This is a genomic window from Effusibacillus lacus (assembly GCF_002335525.1).
GTDB lineage: Bacteria > Bacillota > Bacilli > Tumebacillales > Effusibacillaceae > Effusibacillus > Effusibacillus lacus.
Genome location: NZ_BDUF01000061.1, coordinates 1 through 3,758 on the forward strand (window position 1 = coordinate 1; position 3,758 = coordinate 3,758).

Genomic DNA, 3,758 nt, shown 5'->3' on the forward strand with positions numbered 1-3,758 from the left:
CCCATCGAACACGAACGTATGTACTATCAATCTATTAAAAATGCAGCATAAAATCTCTACTTTTTGTGTCTACTCTATTGACTTAATACCAGAAAGTCTCCTTCGAATATAACGCGCAGGGATACCTTGCTGCCCAGACCGATATTCTGGGCCATAAGGTGTCCTTCGAGTACGATTCGTTGGGACGTCTGGTGAAAAAGACGCAGCCCAACGGAGCGGTCACACAGTGGGAATATGACCCGAACGGCAATCTGACGAAACGGATCGATCCGCTTGGCCAGGTCACCCAATACTCCTATGATTCGGTAAACCGTCTTGAGACGTACACGAATCCGCTTGGCCATGCGAAAAAGAGGGTCTACAATCCATTCGGCGAACTGACGCAAGATGTTGACCCATTTGGCAATTCCATTCGCTATGACTATGACGCGAATGGACAGATGACGGAAGTGACCGATCCGACAGGCGCCACCTACCGCTTCCAGTATGGGAAGACGGGTCTCTTGACCGGTGTCATCAATCCGTTGGGGCAGAAAATCCACTATGAACACGACGCCAACGGAAACCTCGTCAAAGAGGTGGACGCGATTGACCATGAAAGGCGCTATACCTACGACAGCGCGAATCGTCTGACATCCGTTACGGACGTCCGTGGAGTCACGACAACATATTCCTATGATCTGGAAACCAACAGCACGATTGTGACGGATGCGGCAGGCAACCAGGAAGTATTCCAGTTCGACCTTGCTAACCGCCTGATTGCCGTAAAAGACAAAAACGGCAATACCACCCGATTTACTTATAAGGACGGAAAACTGGATTCGATCGAAAATGCGCTGGGTCAGAAAACGTCCTACAGGTATGACCCGGCTGGACGAGTCGTCCAAATTACCGACCCGCTTGGCTTGAGCCGTACCTTTGAGTACGATTCGGTAGGACAGGTGATCGCCGAAACCGATAAAAACGGACACACCACCCGTTACCAATACAACCTGCTGCAGCAGGTTACGGAAATCACGGATCCGTTGGGACGTACCACGAAATATTCCTACACGCCGCTGGGGAACGTGGAAACGATCACCGACGCGAAAGGGAATGTCACCCGATTCCAGTACGACGAACTGGGCCGGGTCGTGGCGAAGATCGATGCGCTGGGCAACAAGATCCAGTATCAGTATGATGCAATCGGGCAGTTGACCCGCATCATCGACCAACTGGGCCATGCTCATAACTTCCAATACGATTCGGTTGGGAATGTTATTTCTCGTAAAGATCCGCTCGGGAACGTCTGGAAATATGAGTATGACAGCGGCAACCGGTTGGTCAAACAGATCGATCCACTGGGCAATAACACCACCTACGAATACAATGCGGTGGGACAGGTCATCCGGGCCACCGATGCCCTGAATCATTCCACCCGGTATTCGTATGACTCCCTCGGCCGTCTGACCGAAATTCTCGATGCGGAGGGGCGGAAAACACAATTTGAATTTGATGCGGCAGACCGTCTGATTGCGGTGATCGACCCGCTTGGCAAAAAGGAGTCCTATGCGTACGACGCGTTAGGACGGCTGGTTGAGAAAATGGACCGGAAAGGAAACAAGAGACGGTTTATTTATGATGCGGACAACCGTCTGACATCCAAAATTGATGCCTTGGGCCGCGAGACACGGTTCGAATATGACAACAACAGCCAGTTGACGGCGGTTGTAGATGCGCTTGGCAATAAAACGCAGTACGAATACGATGCCGTTGGCAACCTTGTGAAAATGATCGATGCCAACGGACATGTCACGACGAAACAGTACGATGAAATGGATCGTTTGGTTGCGGAGATTGATCCATTAGGCCGTAAAACCCAGTACAGGTACGATGCGGTCGGGAACCTGATCCGCAAGGTCGATCCAAATGGTCAGCGAACAACCTTCACCTACAATGCACGTTCCGAGATGACCAGGATTCTGTATGCAGACGGCAAACAGTTGGGGTATGAATATGACCCGCTGGGCCGTCTCATCAAAGCGACCAGCCCCGCATCGACGGAGACCTACTCCTACGATGTATTGGGGCGCCGAATCCAGATTGACAACGTGACATTGGACAAAACCACATCGTTAGCCTACGATGCGGTTGGGAACCTCACCCAGGTTATCGACCCGGAAGGTTTAGTCACAGGCTATCAATACAATTCGCTGGGTCAAGTCACGACCGTCACCGATCCGGACGGCCGTATGACTCGCTATGAATACGACCAGGCGAACCGAATCGCACAACGAACAGCCGCCAACGGCATCACAACCGTATACGGCTACGACGAGAACGGACAGATTCTGTCGATTATCAACAAGAACGCCAGCGGCGTGAAAAGTTCCCTCCGCTACACCTACGATGCGGTAGGCAACCGTTTGTCGCAGGTGGAAGAAGACGGCGCTGTCACATCGTTCAAGTACGATGCACTCGACCGTCTGGTTGAAGTTACGTATCCCAAACAAAAAATTGAAGAAATTCGAGCGAAATACTTTCCATCTACACAACAGAATCCGGGAACCAATGACGAAACGACATTGCCCCCGGGCAATGTGTTGCCGACTCCCGATGATACAGTTCCGGTTCCGGGAGACAAATCCAAGCCTGGAAAAGGAAGTGGCAATGGAAACGGGGGAGGAAACGGAAACGGCAATGGGGAAGGAAAAAGCAAGGAAGGCAAGGGAAAGGGGCAGAGCGGTGCCGTTCACCCTAAGGATTTCTTATTGGCTTCCACCTCTTCCGTGTTCAATCCTGACTATCCAATCTTACCGGCAAACTTTGCCAACGTTTATGCCAACAACGGGAATGGCAACGGGGGCGGGGAAAACAACGGCAATGGAGGGGGGAACGGGAACCCGGGCTCTGGCAATGGCAATGGACAAGGAAATGGAAACGGTAACGGAAATCAAGGCAATAACGGCCACGACAATGAACGGGGCAACAGCGAAGGGCACCGTCAAGACGGAGAACACGGCCACAAAGGAAAAGGGAAGGGCAAAGGAAAAGGATTGCCGGACGATGAATTGTTGGAAGAAGGATATACAGAAGAAGAGTTGCTTGAGGTGGGATACACGGAAGAAGAATTGGACTTCTACCGCGACATCGATCCGGAATATCTACTGCTTCCTTCCGCCCGTGTAACGTACGAATACGATGCGGTTGGAAACCGCATCCGCATGACGGATGACTACGGGACGACTGTGTATTCGTACGATGCGGCAGGCCAACTGCTGTCGGCGGGGACCGCGGAGTATTCCTACGACCCGAACGGCAACCTGGTCTCCAGACTGACTGACAAAGGGCCCTTCCAGTATGAATATGGAGCGGATGACCGTCTGGCGAAGGTCACGCTGCCGAACAAATCGTATGTCACTTATTCGTACGATGCGCTTGGTCGAAAAGCGAATCGCGACGAATGGTTCTATGATGTCCATTTTCCGCAGAGCCAAGGCAAGACGCAAGGAAACAACGGACGGGCATTGGGTCATGACAAAGAACACGGAAAGTCGGCAGAACATCGTCAGAATCCGGGTGAGAAATCTTCAAACGGCAACGGGAAAGGACCGTCGAACGGCAAAGGAAAGGAAACCGCACCCGGCCAAGTGAAGAAAGCGGGAGGCATATCCAAGGGAGGATCTGCATCCGGGCAGAGTTCCAAACCGCCCATCCGGTTAAAGAATGAGACAACCGTCTACCTCTATGCGGGATCGGACTTGCTGAAAGAATACACC

Annotated in this window: 1 protein-coding gene; it reads left to right on the forward strand. The window is 51.9% G+C overall.

Annotation, left to right across the window (positions count from 1 at the left end):
- Nucleotides 1–191: 191 nt before the first annotated feature.
- The coding region (locus tag EFBL_RS22090; RefSeq protein WP_501161717.1) for an RHS repeat domain-containing protein at nt 192–3,758 on the forward strand (3,567 nt) is incomplete at its 3' end.